The organism is Bradyrhizobium sp. KZN70725 (assembly GCF_055264925.1).
Map to the genome: position 1 here is coordinate 71,073 of NZ_JBUYWT010000003.1, position 14,738 is coordinate 85,810.

Annotated in this window: 11 protein-coding genes and 2 pseudogenes; 3 read left to right on the plus strand and 10 right to left on the minus strand. The window is 64.0% G+C overall.

Annotated features, from left to right (window positions below):
* Window positions 1-1,866: 1,866 nt before the first annotated feature.
* Genes ACZBJS_RS03870 through sfnG form a run of 7 tightly spaced genes read right to left on the minus strand, consistent with a single transcriptional unit; the run spans window position 1,867 to window position 9,265 of the window.
* Window positions 1,867-3,063, minus strand: coding sequence for an acyl-CoA dehydrogenase family protein (locus ACZBJS_RS03870; protein ID WP_463438415.1), 1,197 nt, complete (start codon window positions 3,061-3,063; stop codon window positions 1,867-1,869).
* A 22-nt stretch (window positions 3,064-3,085) separates the two neighbouring features.
* Entirely contained in the window at window positions 3,086-3,874 is a 789-nt protein-coding gene (locus tag ACZBJS_RS03875) for an ABC transporter ATP-binding protein (protein WP_463438416.1), read from the minus strand.
* Window positions 3,875-3,934: 60 nt separating this feature from the next.
* Window positions 3,935-5,266 carry an ABC transporter substrate-binding protein gene (locus ACZBJS_RS03880; protein WP_229160719.1) on the minus strand — a complete coding sequence of 444 codons (1,332 nt, stop codon included), beginning with the start codon at window positions 5,264-5,266 and terminating at the stop codon, window positions 3,935-3,937.
* Window positions 5,267-5,293: 27 nt separating this feature from the next.
* Window positions 5,294-6,337 (minus strand): branched-chain amino acid ABC transporter permease, encoded by a 1,044-nt coding sequence (locus ACZBJS_RS03885; protein ID WP_463438417.1) that lies wholly within the window; start codon window positions 6,335-6,337, stop codon window positions 5,294-5,296.
* A 3-nt stretch (window positions 6,338-6,340) separates the two neighbouring features.
* Complete coding sequence (locus ACZBJS_RS03890) at window positions 6,341-7,231, minus strand: branched-chain amino acid ABC transporter permease (protein ID WP_463438418.1); 891 nt, start codon at window positions 7,229-7,231, stop codon at window positions 6,341-6,343.
* A complete protein-coding gene (locus ACZBJS_RS03895) occupies window positions 7,231-8,139 on the minus strand; it encodes an ABC transporter ATP-binding protein (RefSeq protein WP_463438419.1) in 909 nt (302 codons plus the stop codon). Before ACZBJS_RS03895 ends, ACZBJS_RS03890 begins: the two co-directional genes overlap by 1 nt.
* Before the next feature lie 25 nt (window positions 8,140-8,164).
* A complete protein-coding gene (sfnG, locus tag ACZBJS_RS03900; protein WP_463438420.1) occupies window positions 8,165-9,265 on the minus strand; it encodes a dimethylsulfone monooxygenase SfnG in 1,101 nt (366 codons plus the stop codon).
* A gap of 825 nt (window positions 9,266-10,090) precedes the next feature.
* On the opposite strand from sfnG, the gene hisN reads away from it, so the two are divergent.
* The 3 genes and pseudogenes from hisN to ACZBJS_RS03915 all read left to right on the plus strand — a co-directional run.
* A complete protein-coding gene (gene hisN / locus ACZBJS_RS03905) occupies window positions 10,091-10,882 on the plus strand; it encodes a histidinol-phosphatase (protein WP_229160701.1) in 792 nt (263 codons plus the stop codon).
* A gap of 144 nt (window positions 10,883-11,026) precedes the next feature.
* Window positions 11,027-11,266 carry a DeoR family transcriptional regulator gene (locus ACZBJS_RS03910; protein WP_463438421.1) on the plus strand — a complete coding sequence of 80 codons (240 nt, stop codon included), beginning with the start codon at window positions 11,027-11,029 and terminating at the stop codon, window positions 11,264-11,266.
* Window positions 11,267-11,285: 19 nt separating this feature from the next.
* Window positions 11,286-11,420, plus strand: a pseudogene (locus tag ACZBJS_RS03915) (DeoR/GlpR family DNA-binding transcription regulator); the annotation flags it as partial.
* 388 nt (window positions 11,421-11,808) lie between these two features.
* Here ACZBJS_RS03915 and ACZBJS_RS03920 read toward each other — a convergent pair.
* The 3 genes and pseudogenes from ACZBJS_RS03920 to ACZBJS_RS03930 all read right to left on the minus strand — a co-directional run.
* Window positions 11,809-12,089 (minus strand): annotated as a pseudogene (locus tag ACZBJS_RS03920) (IS5/IS1182 family transposase); the annotation flags it as partial.
* 183 nt (window positions 12,090-12,272) lie between these two features.
* Window positions 12,273-13,160, minus strand: coding sequence for a terpene synthase family protein (locus ACZBJS_RS03925; protein WP_229160699.1), 888 nt, complete (start codon window positions 13,158-13,160; stop codon window positions 12,273-12,275).
* On the minus strand, window positions 13,157-14,707 hold the full coding sequence (locus ACZBJS_RS03930; protein ID WP_463438422.1) for a hypothetical protein: 1,551 nt from the start codon (window positions 14,705-14,707) through the stop codon (window positions 13,157-13,159). The genes ACZBJS_RS03925 and ACZBJS_RS03930 overlap by 4 nt, the downstream gene beginning before the upstream one ends.
* Window positions 14,708-14,738: the final 31 nt, after the last annotated feature.

Consider the following 14,738-nt stretch of genomic DNA (forward strand, 5'->3'; position numbering starts at 1 on the left):
TCACTGGTAACTAACGCTCGCGGTCTGACAACGGGACGCGCCGACGTACTTTCTGAGAGTCAGATTTCTACTCAACAGACTTGTAATCCTCGTTCGCTTGAACTCGAGATTGCGCCTGACGGGCCCGTTCGTCGATCGCGCGTCTGGCCGCGGGACGCGCGTCCAATTCTGCGGCAGCGGCGCTGTTGGCGAACGCCAAGCCGTTCCCTCTTGCGGTCCGTATCAGGAAACCTCGCTTTTCGAGGAAGCGGCCCTCGTAGTCCGCCCTGATCCTGCAAACCTGCCGGATGTCGCCGACGATGCGGGAGGCCAAACCGCAAGGGATCTGCGGCGGTCATTTCCTCCAGCTCAACTAGACCAAAACGAAATGCAACCTGGCATCATAGATGACGATCGGCCAGTTCCGATAGATCCTAAGAACCTTCCGGTTGAACATAGCGCAAGGTCTTGATGCTTCTCGACCACCTCTACGATCCCACTCTTCAGCCCCGGGGAGGCATCACCTGCCTCACCAACGCCATAAGCCCTTCATCCCTAGTTCTCAAATCGGCGCCGTGTCCATGCCGCTGGCGACTCGTTCTGCCTCCAGAAGCTTAAGCTGGAACGCCGCCCGCGATCCTGACGGAATGCGCGTTCGAGTGTCTTCCTCAACGAATCCTTGGGAAATCGCCAGAGCCGAGGTCTCGAAGGCAACGGATTCTTTCCCATTAAATGAACCGGCCCCGCCCTTCGCCGGAACGTTTCAAATTGTAGCGATCGTTCGCGGCACTCGTTCACCGCCGCCGGCCAATCCTCGAAGCACACGCGAGAGCTTCTCCCGCGCACGAAGAAACTTTGCCGCAGGCGACGTGCCTGACCGGCGCCAAAAATGGAAGTGCGACGTGTCCTCGGCCCACTCAAGCATCTGCAGGCGGAAACTGCCTTATCGGGACTGCCACGTAATCGTCTCGGGACCGGAAGATCCGGCGGGCCCGGGCACCGTCACCTGTATCGACGTCGAGACCGGCACGTTCGTCGGTAACGCTCGGATCGCCGATCGGTACGATCGTCCGATCGGGGACGAGGAAGTCACGCGGATGGTTGGGGGAACGTACCGATTGGCCTCGATCGCGGTAGATTTGGAGACGGATCTCCTGTCTCGCCGCAGCAGGCGCATTTCGGATATCCTGCGGACCCGCCGACGTCTCTGGCGTCGCCGCTGCAACGCCCGACTGCACGCTCTCGGCTGATTTTTCGCGCCGCCCGCGTCTTGCAGGGCCGAACCATTAAAATCTTGAGCACGAACGTTGCGCGATCACGGCCACTTCGGACCGGCCGAGAAATCATCCGGATCAGGCTCATCCGGATCGACCTCATCTTCCTGACGGCCAGTCAGCCGAGCGCAGGCATCGTCGAGGAGCCGCTGGCCGACCTCCTGCCAGACCGACTCGGGACCGTACAGTCGTAGCGCTAGCGCCGGCGCCCGCCGGTCCTTTGTTCGAATCCTGGATGTCCCGATGGCGCCATTACATTATCTGCCCCTCTCTCGGGAGGCCCTCAATAGCGAGTTCGGGAAGGCAGGCGATGATGAATATCATTATCGACCTCAATATCGAAGCAAAATGGCGGATCCAATTATCGCCAACAGAATCGCTCTTGATCTCGGACGCGCCCTAGCCGCCATTCGACAGATAAGGCTCCGTTTAAGGCGCCCTCAGAAGACGGCGGCAGTCTTGCTGTAGACATGGACGCCGCTGGTCTGATCGAGACCGTCGACCTCCCGACAGCACACGTCCCGGTCGCTCTAGCATCGCCACCGGCAATGGAGCTATTCCACAAGAGACACATCTCATGTGCGCCAAGGTTGGCGATGTCCCCCTATTCGACTTACTCTCCCCCCTCGTAGAAGAGCTCCAGCGGCAGACCGACCACTGCCTTCCCGATCCAGTCGCGCGCGATGACATTGGACGGCCCCATCGCGATCGCTGCACGGGCGTCGCGATAGGCGCGCTCGATCGGGCCGCGATGATAACCGTAGCCGCCCGTCACCGTCAGCGCGGTCGCGGCGACCTTGTTGGCGACCTCGGCGGCGTGCACCTTGAACTCGGTCAGCGGGATCAGGATTTCGCTTTGCGGCTTGCCGGCGCGCCAGAGCGCGTCGAGCTTGCCCGCGAGCTCGTTGCGCCACGGCCGCAGCGTCTCGACCAGCACCTTGGCCGCGCCGAGCTCCTGGCGGATGGCCTGATAGTCCGACAGGCTCTTGTTCCTGTCCTTGTGCACGAAACTCGTGGTGTGCGCGATCGCCGCGTTCAACGCGCCGCGTGCGACGCCTTCCCAGACCGCGCCGAGCCCGATCAGATAGACCGGCGAGACGCCGTCATAGATGATCTCCTTGCCCTGCCCTTCGGCGCCGAGCCGGTCGCGTTGCGGCACATGCACATTGCTGTAGCGGATCGCCCCGGAATGGTTGGCCCGCACGCCGAGCGCATCCCAGGGCCGGGACTCGATGCCCTCGGCCTTGCCGTCGACGATGAAGAAGATGATATCGGCCTGATCCTTGGCGCCGGGCGTACGCGTCTGCACCACGTAGTAATCGGCCTGGCCGGAGCTCGTGGTGAACGACTTCTCGGCGTTGACGCGGTAGTCGTCACCGTCGCGCGAAGCTTCGGACAGATTGTACCACCAGTGCCCGCCGGTGGCACGCTCGCTGGTCGAATAGGTACCAAGCAGGCCGCCGTTATTCGCCTTCAGCCAGCGCTCCTTCTGATCGGTGTTGCCGAACAAATTGATGGTCTGGGCCGCGCCGACATGCATGACGTAGATGAGCCCGGTGGAGGCATCCGCCTGCCCGATCCGGTAGGCGGCTTCCGCGAAGTCCAGATGGCCGAGGCCGAGCCCGCCGAACTGCGGCTCGTTCAGCACGCCGGTCCAGCCGGCCTCCGCCAGTGCGCGAAGGGTCTCGCGCGGAAAGCGGCTCTCGCGGTCGTTGCGGTCGGCATTCACCTTCACCGTCGCGTCGATGGCGGCATCGAGCCTGGCATAAACGTCGTCGTCGATCCTGCGTGCGAGATTGTCGTTGGCCATGGTCAGTCTCTCCGGGTTGCAATTATGCGACAGCCTCACGCGGCTGCCTCTGGCGCGGATCGCCCTGCGACGATCCGCCGAGATAGTGGGTCTTGATGTCGGTGCGCTGCCGCAGTTCGGCCGCGCGGCCGGCCAGCACGCTGCGCCCGTTCTCGAGCACGACCGCATGGTCGGCAAAGCGCAGCGCCACGGTCGAGTTCTGTTCGGCGACCAGGATCGACAGCCCCTGCTCGCTGTTGAGCTGCTTGAGCGCGCGAAAGATTGCCTCGACGACCAGCGGCGCGAGACCCATCGACGGTTCGTCGAGTACCAGCAGCCGCGGACGCGACATCAGGGCCCGGCCAATCGCCGTCATCTGCTGCTCGCCGCCGGAGGTCAGTCCGGCGAGCGAGCGGCGATGCTGCTTCAGGCGCGGAAACAGCTGATAGACGCGGTCGAGGTCTGCAACGATCTCCGCACGGCGCGCATCGCGCCCCATCGCGCCGGTAATGAGGTTCTCCTCCACCGTCAGCGACGCAAAGCAATGCCGCCCCTCGAGCACCGGCACGAGTCCCTCGCGCACCAGCGTCGCCGCCGAGGTGCCCGCGAGATCTCGGCCGTCAAAGACGATCCGCCCGGCGGTGATCTGCCCGCGACGCGCCGGGAGCAGCGCCGAGACCGCCTGCAGCGTGGTCGACTTGCCGGCGCCGTTGGCGCCGAGCACCGCCACGATCTCGCCGCGCCGTACGGCAAGCGACACGTCGCTGACTGCCGCGATCGCGTGGTTGTAAGTCGCGGCCAGGCTTTCGACCGAGAGCAGCGGTTCACTCATCTGTTGATCCATAGTCTTGAGGGACGCGGGAGCCGGATAGCTCCCGCGCCGGTCGCGGCGTCAGTTGCTGACGGCCTCGTCGCCGGAGGTCCGCACCTTGATGCCGTGCTCCTTGGCATAGGCGGCGGCCGACTTCTCGATGATCGGGCGCAGGAAGGCCCAGTCCGGCGCGATCCAGCCGGAGACCACCTTCCATTTGCCGCCGTCCCACTGCTGGAAGGTGACGCGGCCGTCGCCCTCGTGATTGTCCCAGGTGACGTTGATCGAGTGGAACAGATCCTTGGCGCCGAGCGCCTCGACCCGCGTCGGATCGAGCTGCAGATGCTCGAAGCCCCAGCGCACCTCGTCGCCGGTCAAGGTGCGCTTGCCGAACTTCGCCTGCGCGATCCGGATGGCCTCGACGTTGAGGATGCCGTTCACGATGCCGAGGTTGTGGTAGACGCTGCCGATCCGCTTCTTGTCGTCGAGATTGCCCTTGCCGGCGCCATAGACCGTCTTGATCACCTCCTGCAGCACCGGATACTGCTCGCCGGAAGCCTGCGTCGTGATCGCGATATAGCCCTTGGCGGCATCGCCGGCCGGGATCACGTCTTCCTCGGAATTGGACCAGACGTTGCCGATGATGTGGTCGGCGGGGAAGCCGACCTTCTGCGCGGTCTTCAGCGCCACCGGATTCATCACGCCCCAGCCGCGCAGCACCACGTAATCGGGCTTCGCCCGGCGGATCGAAAGCCATTGCGACTGCTGCTCATTGCCGGGATGCGGCACCTCGATCTGCTCGAGGCTGAACTGGTACTTGTCGGCCAGCAACTTGTAGATCGGGATGGTTTCCTTGCCGTAGGGCGAGCCGTGATAGAGCACGACGATCTTCTTGTCCTTCAGCTTCTCCACCCCGCCCTCGCGGCTCGCGATGTAGTTCACGATTCCAGAGGTCTCGCTGTAGGGATTGAGCAGTAGCGGAAACACGTAGGGGAACACGCGGCCGTCGGTCGAATCGGTGCGGCCGTGGTTAATGGTGATGAGCGGCACCTTATCCTTGGTGATGCGGTCGATCATGGCGTAGGCGATGCCGACCGACAGCGGATTCCAGGCGGCAACGCCGGGCCGGCCCTTCAGCCGTTCATAGACCTCGACGCCGCGCTCGACCTCGTACTGGGTCTCGCCCTCGTCCCAGGTCAGCTTGACGCCGTTGACACCGCCGTCCCGGATGTTGATCAGATTGAGATAGTCGATGAAGCCGCCGAAGAAGCCGGTGCCGCCGGCTGCATAGGGACCGACCCGGTAGCTTTGCAGCGGAAAGAACTGTTCGTCGGCGTGCGCCGCCGGCGATGTGGCCAGCACGGAGGCGACCGCTGCGGCAAAGGCAAATTTTAGATATCGGGACTTAATCATCTTTGGTCTCTCCAGTGGTGCGAAATGTCAGGTGTTGCGGATGGCGGCCGGCCGCGTGACCGCTCGCCAAAGCCGGTCCCACAGCGCGATGAGGCCGCGCGGTTCGGCGATCAGAAACGCGATGATGAGCGCGCCGACGACGATGCGCTGGCTCATCTCCAGCACGCCGGAATCGAACATGCCGCCGAGCAAGGCCGCGCCGGCGCGTGACAGAAGCAGCGGAAACACCACGATGAAGGCGGCGCCGAGAAACGCGCCCCGCAGCGAAGCCAGCCCGCCGATGATGATGATGAACAGGATCTGGAACGAGCGATCGAGATTGAAGCCGGCCGGCTCGACCGTGCGCAAGTAAGCGAAGGCCCACAGCACGCCGGCAATGCCGATCAGGAACGAGGAGACGCCGAAAGCGAGCAGCTTGGTGCGCAACAGCGGCACCCCGATCACCTTGGCCGCGATCTCATGGTCACGCACCGCGATGAAGTTGCGGCCGCTCTGCGAGCGCAATAGCCGCAGCGTCAGGAAGGTCGCGACCACCACGACGCTCAACGAGAACAGGTAGCGCCCCGCCGGGCTGGTGAAGGTGAAGCCAGCCACGCTGAGCACCGGCGCATCGATCACGCCGGACGGATTGTCGTTGGAGAACCAGCCGAACTTGGTGAGCGCCCATTGCACGAAGAACTGCGCGGCGAGCGTCGAGACCGCGAGGTAGAAGCCGCGCAGCCGCAGGCTCGGCAGCCCGAACACGATGCCGATCGCGGCCGCGATCAGGCCGGCGAGCACCAGATCGACAAGCAACGGCAGCTGCGGCAGCCGGAGGTGGAGATTGTAGGTCGCATAGGCGCCGACCGCGAGGAACGCTGCGGAGCCCAGCGACACCTGCCCGGCATAGCCGGTGAGCACATTGAGCCCGACGGCGGCAAGCGCCAGCGCGAGAAACGGCGTCAGCACCGCGTCTAACAGATAGTCCGAGCCGGCGAACGGGATGACGCCAAAGGCGACGACCGCTGCGGCGATGATTGCAAGGGTCCCAATGCCGGATGAGAGTTGTCCTGCCGATGATGCGTTGCTCATCGCCTAGACCCTCTCGACCAGCTTCTGCCCGAACAGCCCCGACGGCCGCAGCAGGAGCAGCACCAGCGCCACGACATAGGCGGCCCAAGCCTCGATGCCGCCGCCGAACAGCGGCCCGACATAGACCTCGGCGAGCTTCTCGATGGCGCCGATCAGAAGGCCGCCGATGATCGCGCCGGCGATCGAATCAAAGCCGCCGAGCACCAGCACCGGCAGCGCCTTCAGCACCACCAGCGACAGCGAGAACTGCACGCCGAGCCGCGCGCCCCACAGCAGCCCCGCCACCAGCGCGACGATGCCGGAGGCGGTCCATACACTGGCCCAGACACGCGGCAGCCGCAGCCCGACAGCGAGCGCCGCGAACGGATCATCGGCGACCGCGCGGAACGACAGCCCGGTTCGGGTGTAGCGGAAGAACAGCGCGAACAGCGCCACCAGGCTGCCCGCGACCGCCGCGGCGAACAGGTCGAACCGGCTGATGAAGACGCCCGCGATGTCGAGCGGCACGTCGCTGAACCCGATGTCGAGGCCGTGGACCTGGGTGCCCCACAGCAGCTGCGCCGCGCCCTCGATCACATAGGACAGCCCGAGCGTCGCCATGAACAGCGTGATCGGCGGCTGGTTGACCAGCGGCCGCAGCACCGCGCGCTCCACGCTGACGCCGAGCACGACCATGATCGCGAGCGTGATCAGGAACGCGAGGGGAAACGAAATGCCGCGCTCGATCAGGCTGACGAAAGTCAGCGCCGCGAACAGCAGCATCGCGCCTTGCGCGAAATTCAGCACACCCGAGGTCTTGTAGATCAGCACGAAGCCGATCGCGACCAGCGAGTACATCACCCCCGACAGCAGGCCGCCGACCAACACCTCGATCAGGAACTGATAATCGAACATCAGACCGCGAGCTCCGTGACGTCCTGATGCGCGACGCCGAGATAGGCGTCGATCACCGCCTGGTCGGCCCTCACCTCGTCGGGCGTGCCGTCGGCGATCTTGCGGCCGTTGTCGAGCACCGCGATCCGATCGGAGAGGCCCATCACCACGCCGATGTCGTGCTCGATCAGCACGATGGTGGCGCCGTAGCTGTCGCGCGCATTGCGCACGTGCTCGGACAGCTCAAGCTTCTCGTTCAACGTGACGCCGGCGAACGGTTCGTCGAGCAGCAGCAACGTCGGTCGCGCCACCAGCGCCCGCGCCAGCTCGACCCGCTTCTGCAAGCCATAGGGTAAGGTTCCGGCGGCGCGCTCGCGGACGTCGCCGAGATGCAGGAAGCCGATGACGTCCTCGGCGGCGGCGCGATTCTCCGCCTCGATTTGCCGCGCCAGCGGCGAGCCGATGATCTGGCGCAAAAAGCCTGAGCGGACGCGATGCGCGAGCCCCATCAGGACGTTGTCGAACACCGACAGGCCCTTGAAGATCGCGAGGTTCTGGAACGTGCGCGCGACGCCGTGCGCCGCGAGCTCAGCGGTCGGCACCTGGGCGAAGGCGCGCTCGCCGAGCCAGACCTGGCCGCGGTCGGGCCGGTAGAGCCCGCTGATGACGTTGAGCAGCGAGCTTTTGCCGGCGCCATTGGGGCCGATGACCGCGCGGATTTCGCCCGGCGCGACCGCAAGGTCGACGTCGCGCAGCGCGGCGACGCCACCGAAGGTCAACGCGATATCGCTCAAGGCCAGCACCGGCCGTGCCGCGCGATCTGCGGCCTGCGTGAGCCGCCACTCGGGAGCATCGGCCGTCGCCGCTGCTCGCGCCCTGCCTTGCGCCGGAGCCGCCTCCAGCGCAAGGACTTCAGCGTTGGTCGCCATCGCCGTCACGTCCCGCGACTCCCCGTCACTCGGCCGCTTGGGCGTGCACGCCGGTCTTCGCCTCCAGCGCACGGACCAGCGGAATGACACGGCGGCCGAAATACTCGACCTCCTCCTGGAAGTGCAGGAAGCCGAGCAGCACGAGATCGACGCCGACCTCCTTCAGCGCGACGATGCGCTCGGCGATCTGCTCCGGCGTGCCGATCAGGTTGGTCTTGAAGCCGTCATTGTACTGGACGAGATCCTCGAAGCCGGATTGCGCCCAATTGCCCTGGCCTTCCGGCGACGCCTTGCCGGCGTTCTTCACCTCATGCCCGAACGCATTGACCGCCTCCGGATCGGCCTTGACGATGATCTCGTCGAGCACGGCGCGCGCCTCGGCCTCGCTGTCGCGCGCGATCGCAAAGGCGTTGACACCGATCTTGACCGAGTGATCGTTGGCGCGCGCCTTCGCCCTGATGTCGTCGACCTGCTTCTTGATCTCCGCGACCGAATTGCCGTTGGTGAAGTACCAGTCCGACACCCGCGCGGCCATGTCGCGTGCGGCGCGCGAGCTGCCGCCCTGAAATATCTCGGGCAACGGGTGTGCCGGTTTCGGCTTCAGCGTGTAGTCGGAGAAGCGGTAGAAATCGCCACGGAACGTGAAATTGTCCTGGGTCCAGATTCCGCGCAGCGCGCGGATGAACTCTTCGGAGCGGCGATAGCGTTCGTCGTGATCGAGCCAGGGCTCGCCGATCGCGGTGAACTCGCCGCGGAACCAGCCGCTGACGATGTTGACGGCGACGCGGCCCTCGGTGAGCTGGCTGATGGTGGCGATCTGCTTGGCCGCGACCGCCGGATTCCAGGGGCCGGGCAGCAGCGCCGCGATCACTTTCAGCTTCGTGGTCGCGGCGAGCAAGGCGTGGCTGAAGGTGACCGGCTCATGCTGGAACTCGGCGCCGTATCCGGCGGTGAAACGGATCTGGCTCAGCGCATAGTCGAACCCTGCCTGTTCCGCGATCTGCGCAAGGCGGCGGTTATAGTCAATATCCCATCCGGTTCGCTGCTCGATCTTGCTGATCACAAGGCCACCGGAAACATTTGGAACCCAGTAAGCGAATTTAACCTGATTATGGCTGGTGGTCATTTGAATTGCCTCAAACGTTGGACGTGAAGGGGTGAGGAAGGCAGCACGAAGCGTTCGCGCGCGCGCCCATCCAGCGGGTTACAGCGCGGCTCATGCGAGCTGCCGGCAGATTTGAACTAGGGGAAGGGTGGCCGATCAGTATCCGTGATACGCGCCGGCACACGCTCGCTGCGTCAACAACACACCGGTCGACACGATGTCAGCGGCGCGGCGCGACTTCGAGATCGGTCAAACGGGCCATTGCAAGTCATCCGCATTCCCCTCGCAGGCAGCATCGGCGAACGATCGATAGTCTCAGAGAAAGGGGAGACGAGCGAGTCCAAGGCAATCTCTTTTTCAGCCAGTCCGGGAAAGCGGTATTCTTTTGTTGATGCAAAATGCATCGTTTGATGCTGAGCGGTCGATTTTCTTCGGATTGAACGCGCCGCTAAACACCGAGCAACGCTTATAACGCGCTGGTATTGCGTCTAGCTCCGAGCCTTGCTGCTCCATTCGGTAAGGCGAGCATGCATGCGCGAAGAGATGAGGAGCTGACTATCGCGGACCAATGTGGGTTTTGCGCACCTCCAGGAGGTGTCGGCAAATTCTCCCAGCGATTGGTAATTGCCCGATGAAGCCAAAAGCATTTCTCTGTCGAAGCCAATATCAATTACCGCATGGTAGGCCGGAGTGGCCGTCCGGTTAGAGATTCGAGCAATATTCGGGATGGCTTTTTTTTGTTTTTGGGTTTCTGCGTGGCAACCGACGCCACGGTATCAAAAGCGATATGGCAATATGTGTTTTTGTACCTTAAGCTGGATCTGTAATGCTCAGGAGGTTGCCAGCATGGATGGTGCAGACTCGATGTCTGATTTGGTCGATTTCGCGTTCGAGATCGCTGGAAGCGCAGGTTCTCACGCCACCGAATGGTTTCGACGGCCGATAGACATCAACACGAAGGATGACGAGAGCCCCGTTACGGAGGCGGATCGGCGTGTCGAGGAAGCCATCAGAAAGGCGATTTCCGCTCGATTTCCAGAGCATTCGATTTTCGGTGAAGAATACGGGATCCAAGGTGATCTCGATTCGCCTACGTGGGTGGTCGATCCCATAGATGGCACGCGCAGCTTCATTTCCGGGTCTCCGCTTTGGGGAACGCTGGTCGCGCTCGCTATCCAAGGGCGTTCACAGATTGGCGTCGTCGAGATGCCCGCATTGCGGGAACGCTGGACGGGCGCAACCGGCCTGGGTAGCTGGTTTGTCAACTCGAGCGGCATTCGCACAAAATGCCAAGTTCGCGACTGCCGGCGCCTCGCCGATGCGAACTTCTACACCACGTCGCCCCTCTATTTTGCAGAATCAGAACGCGATCAAATCCTGGGCATCAGCCAAACTGCCCGGATGTGTCGCTTCGGCGGCGATTGCTATAATTATGGGTTGCTTGCATCGGGACACATCGACCTCGTCATCGAGACGCGGATGGAGCCTTACGACTTCATGGCGCTGGTGCCGGTGATCGAAGAAGCCGGCGGCATTGTCACCGACTGGGAGGGCAAGCCGCTCACGATCACCTCCGGCAAGCGGGTCATCGCTGCAAGCACGGCAGAACTCCACGCCGAAGTTCTGCCGTTGCTCTAGAAACGATAGAAGCGTGGCTGAATCGGTCAGTACGTGGAAGGATGGGCACCAGCATCATGTCGGTTAGACGCATCGAGCCTATTGTCGTATCGCGCTATGGCCCGAAGCCGACGATAGAAACTGCTGAGATACTGGGGAGCGTCTATGTGGCAAGGGGAACGACGGCGTTACATTCGATCGATGTTGGCAACGTTCGGCACGCTAAGCGTTGATCTGCTGACGGGAGATTTTGGAGTATCGCTCGAACCGATACGCCGCGATCTCATGGAAACGAAAAAAGCGGGGAACTCCGCCGGGTCCGCCGCGGAGTCGTTCCGGTTGCCAAGGACAAGGAGGCTCCCTGCCAATTGCGCACTGCCGTACGTAGCCGCGAGAAAAGAGTGATTGCCAAGGCACAGGGGCAGCAATGGTCGAGGCCGGTCAGACGATCTTTCTCGACGCGGGAAGCACGACAACCACCCTGGCCCAACGCATAGCTCAGATGGAAGGGCACATTGTCGTCACCAACTCTCTGAATGCCGCCAAGTGCTTGAGGTGATTGCACGCAGCGCGGAAACAGGGGTGTGATCCTGGGTGGGGACAGACGATCCGCCCGCAACGCTCTGGGCGATTACCGTCAATGAGATAGCTCGCTACCGAGAAGATTTCGCGATGGCCTCTCCTCTCGGTCTCGATGCGACCGCTGGTGCGACGAGCTACATCCCGACGAAATAGAGATAGCAAGAGCGATGTTTGCTCATACGCGCAAGCGCGTTATTCTCGCCGACTATTCCAAAGTGGGTCTGTTAGCCGGGTTTCATATTGCGCGCTGGTAGACGCAGCCTGCGTGATCGAAACGAACCCCAGTTGTGAACTGCGGCGGAGGCTCTAGCGACCGCTTGCAGCTCGCGCCATTGTGCCGCCATCGAATTCCTCAGAAGTGAGCGGAGCGGGTGTCCGTAGCGCAGCGCCGTGCTGCCTTTGCGATACACCCGCGTACCCGGATCGCTCGTGGACACGTGCGTGTGGTTGCTGCGCGATTGTCCGCGGAAGTCGCTGCCGCCCTACTCATCGCCGTCTTTCTTGAAATTCGTCTAACGGCCCAGGCCTAGATCAACGTGCCATCCACACTGAAATGTTCGCCCAACAACCAGCCCCAGTCATTGGCGATCTCCCCCACTTTGTTGAACAGCGCGATCACCGCATCGATCAATCGCTCGCAGTTCTTACGATCGTGGCCGGCGCCGTTTGACGATCCAGCACGAGGTCCAGATGGCCGTCCTTGCACCGGCTCAGGGAGGTGTCGCTCATGTTCGCTCCATCGGTCGCATCGGGCGACGGCGTTGCGCCGGATCGGACCGACGGCAGTGCGCGCACGCCATCGCCTCCCGCGCGGTCAGGCCGGCGCACGCTAGCCTCCCCCCGCGGCGTCGCTGCGGTAGCGGCTGGTCGAGGTCTGGTAGTACTGGGCGTGGATGGCCGCCATGGCCTCGATCAACGCTCCCCACGGCGCTGGAAAGCGTTCTTCCGCCATCACCCGGTGCAGCATGCGCGTATGGCCGGCCAGCTCGTCGTTAAGGAACTCAACCACAGGCATAGCCGGATAGCGCTGCAGCAGCAGGATCGCCGCGTTGCCGGCCTCGCCGGCCGACCTGTCCTTGTCCCGTCCATGCAGATCGTTCTGCAGGCGCCCTATCGCGGAGATGAGCCGCAGGACCCGACGAAACGCCGAACGTGCGCGCAAGGTCGCCATGTCCAGCCCCCACAGCAACGACAGGCAACAGAACACGTTCGCGTAGGCGATTGAATCGATGCCGTTGTGCAGGTACTCGGCGTAGGACCAGCGTTCCGCCTCTGCCGCCCGCGCCTGTCCGGCGCGCAGCGCCGCGCAGTAGCGCCGGGTATCGTCGAGAAGCTGAGCATAGTCGCGACGATCGTAGGCAAGCGCCGCCAGGGAACCGCGTAGCACAGCGCAGCCCTCGAATCCGGGGAGCGCGCACGGCTCGCCCTGCCCTAGCGCCTGCTCCACCGCGGCGAGTTGTTCCGGCGCGATCAGGCCGAGGTCGTTGCAATCGTCGAGCCAGAACAGCAGCGCCAATTCGCGATAGAACGCCACGATCAGCGTTTCGTCCTGCGGATCGCGGCCGGTGCGGGCGCTGGTGTCGCACAGGCTCGGGTGGATGCGCTGCAGGATGTACTGGCCGCCCCTGATCGCTTCCATGGCATGCTCGTCGGCGAACCCGGTCAGGGAACGCCCCCACTCCAGCACCTGCTGCAGCGCGCGTTCGGCCTGGATCATGGCGCCGCTCCTGCTCCCTCGGCCAGGACCCGCCGCTCCCAACGAAGCGCCAGCCACAACCCGGCGAGTTCGGCCACGCGCACGACCCGGGTGGGGCAATACAGTTCCTTGCCGATCCACAGCGGCGTTTGCGGCAATGCATGCGCCGCATGGCGGGCGAGCATCCACTCGAGCGCACGTGCGACCGCATGCGCGATGCGCCAGCGCCCTGTCGGCTCTTCGCTCCCGTCCATCACGCGCAACGCGAACAGCGCATAGGCGGTTTCCTCGAATGTGGACGCGCGACCGGAGCCCCAGCCGCCGTCGTCGCGCTGCGCCTGTAGCAGCGCCGCCAGCGCGCGCTCGTCGCGCCACTGGGGCTCGCCTTGCGCCAGCGCAGCGACCGCATGCGCGGTGGGATACAGCCACGAAACGTGCCATTTTTCGTTGTCCCATAGACCGTGCGGGTTGCGATTGGCCTCGACGTAGGCGCTGGTGCCGGCGGCGGGCTTTCCCGACAGTCGCAAGGCATGCAGGGCATGGATGTTGGTCGACACCGAAGCATTGCGCTCGCCGGGGAAGGTGGCGAACAGGTCGCCGATTTCGAAATGGCGCAACGCATCGACCGCCGGGTCACGGCCAGCAAGGCGCAGGACGCACAACGCAACGGCGGTGTCGTCTGCGTCGGCCGCGAAGTGCAAGGCCGGGCCCAGACCGCGCCCGCTCAGACGCGCGTCAAGCTGCGCGACGATCACGTGCACCGCCTCGGCGAGCGCGGGATGCGCGAACAGCCCGGCCAGATGCAGGGTGTACAGCGACCAGCATGGCTCAAACACATTGATCGGCCAGACGTTGGGAACGATCCCTTCGATGCCGCTGCGCGTCGCCCGCGATGCCGTCTGCAAATACACGTCGGCACGCCCGACCTGCGGCGTGCTCCCCTGTATCACGGCGTGCGCGCGCCACGCGGCGGTGGCCGCCGGACTGATGCCGATGCTGCCGTCCTCATCCGGGAGTGCGGTGGTCGGCGACGTCCCCCAGGCTTCCCAGGAGTGGAGCAACGGATGGCCGCTCGGCCAAGTCGTCACCGCCGCCAGCTTGACCAGGCACGCTTGCCGCAACGGCAACAGCGCCGGGTAGCGCGGAAACGCCACGCCGCCCAGCAAGGATGCGGCCTCGCCGCAAAACTGCGGCAGGATCAGCTCCGCGCCGATCGGCGCGTCTTCCGGGACTGCATGCGCATAGGGATCGGGCTGGCGCTGGAGGAATCGGGTTGCAGCCTGGACTGCGTCGGCAGCGCCGAAAAGAGGACAGGCGCGCTGCAATGCCAGTAATGCCGCCCACGTAGGCGCATGGCGGAACAGCGGGAAGTCCGCGCTTCCCCATCCGCCATCGGCCTGTTGCTGCGCGATGAGCCACGCGTATGCGTCCTGCCGACCGGTGACGATGCCGTTAAACCGCAGAGCTCGGGCCGTGTCGTAGACGGACGGACCGACGCTGCCGCCATCGCTCATCTCGCTCAGCAGATGACGCAATTCGGAAATGATCTGTTCGGAGAGCGCGTTCACGCGGGATGCTCCTTCTGCAGACGGATGGGCA

Excerpts from the sequence above, each read along its gene's own strand:
- ACZBJS_RS03870 (WP_463438415.1), bottom strand. The coding sequence starts at position 3,063 with ATGGCCAACGACAATCTCGCACGCAGGATCGACGACGACGTTTATGCC.
- ACZBJS_RS03875 (WP_463438416.1), bottom strand. The coding sequence starts at position 3,874 with ATGAGTGAACCGCTGCTCTCGGTCGAAAGCCTGGCCGCGACTTACAAC.
- ACZBJS_RS03880 (WP_229160719.1), bottom strand. The coding sequence starts at position 5,266 with ATGATTAAGTCCCGATATCTAAAATTTGCCTTTGCCGCAGCGGTCGCC.
- ACZBJS_RS03885 (WP_463438417.1), bottom strand. The coding sequence starts at position 6,337 with ATGAGCAACGCATCATCGGCAGGACAACTCTCATCCGGCATTGGGACC.
- ACZBJS_RS03890 (WP_463438418.1), bottom strand. The coding sequence starts at position 7,231 with ATGTTCGATTATCAGTTCCTGATCGAGGTGTTGGTCGGCGGCCTGCTG.
- ACZBJS_RS03895 (WP_463438419.1), bottom strand. The coding sequence starts at position 8,139 with ATGGCGACCAACGCTGAAGTCCTTGCGCTGGAGGCGGCTCCGGCGCAA.
- sfnG (WP_463438420.1), bottom strand. The coding sequence starts at position 9,265 with ATGACCACCAGCCATAATCAGGTTAAATTCGCTTACTGGGTTCCAAAT.
- hisN (WP_229160701.1), top strand. The coding sequence starts at position 10,091 with ATGGATGGTGCAGACTCGATGTCTGATTTGGTCGATTTCGCGTTCGAG.
- ACZBJS_RS03910 (WP_463438421.1), top strand. The coding sequence starts at position 11,027 with ATGTGGCAAGGGGAACGACGGCGTTACATTCGATCGATGTTGGCAACG.
- ACZBJS_RS03925 (WP_229160699.1), bottom strand. The coding sequence starts at position 13,160 with ATGATCCAGGCCGAACGCGCGCTGCAGCAGGTGCTGGAGTGGGGGCGT.